This window comes from Mesorhizobium sp. M1E.F.Ca.ET.041.01.1.1 (genome assembly GCF_003997355.1).
Classification (GTDB): domain Bacteria; phylum Pseudomonadota; class Alphaproteobacteria; order Rhizobiales; family Rhizobiaceae; genus Mesorhizobium.
The window spans coordinates 1-724 of record NZ_RZSL01001162.1 but is presented as its reverse complement, the minus strand read 5'-3'; the positions used below and the strand labels follow the sequence as shown (position 1 = coordinate 724).

Annotated in this window: 1 protein-coding gene; it reads right to left on the bottom strand. The window is 61.7% G+C overall.

All coding sequences use genetic code 11. The annotated features are described in order from the left end of the window. Nucleotides 1-552: site-2 protease family protein (locus tag EOA38_RS38105; RefSeq protein ID WP_127301640.1), on the bottom strand; the 552-nt coding region annotated here is incomplete at its 3' end. Nucleotides 553-724: the final 172 nt, after the last annotated feature.

Sequence of the window (724 nt, the reverse complement as noted above, 5' to 3'; positions counted from 1 at the left end):
GGTCTCCACCTTGCTGCCGTCGACTTTGACGAATCGGTCGCCGGGCTGGATGCCTGCCCGCGCCGCAGGACTGCCGGCAACGACTTCGGCCACTGTCGGCTCCATGACCGGACGGCCGTAAAGCGAAAACAGGACCGCGAAGACGGCGATCGTCAGCAGGAAATTGAACAACGGTCCGGCGACGACGGTCGCCGCGCGCTTCCAGATCGGCTGGGTGTGGAAAGCGACTTCGCGCTCGGCCTCGGTCAACGATTCGATGTCTTCGGCACTCGGCTGGCTCGATGTCGCGTTCATGTCGCCGACGAATTTGACATAACCGCCAAGCGGGATGGCGCACAGCTTCCAGCGCGTGCCGTAGCGGTCGTTGAAACCGAAGAGTTCCGGGCCGAAGCCGATGGCAAAAGCCTTCACGCCGATGCCGCACCAGCGGCCGATAAGATAGTGACCCATCTCATGGACGAACACGACGACGGTGAGCACGAACACAAACGGCACGAGGGTGCCAAGGACAAAGCCCTGCGTGCTGAAGACCGCGTGAAGAATCTCGTTCAAGTCATGCCCTCAAATTCGCCCGCGAACGCGATACTCCGCCGCGACTGTGACATCAATCCGGGCGAATCCGTGGCACGTGCCATTTTTCGAAGCACGGCAACGCCACTCAATTCGGAAACAACCCCAGTGCCGGATGACCGGCGCCCGCCGCGATCCAGCCAATGACGTACAG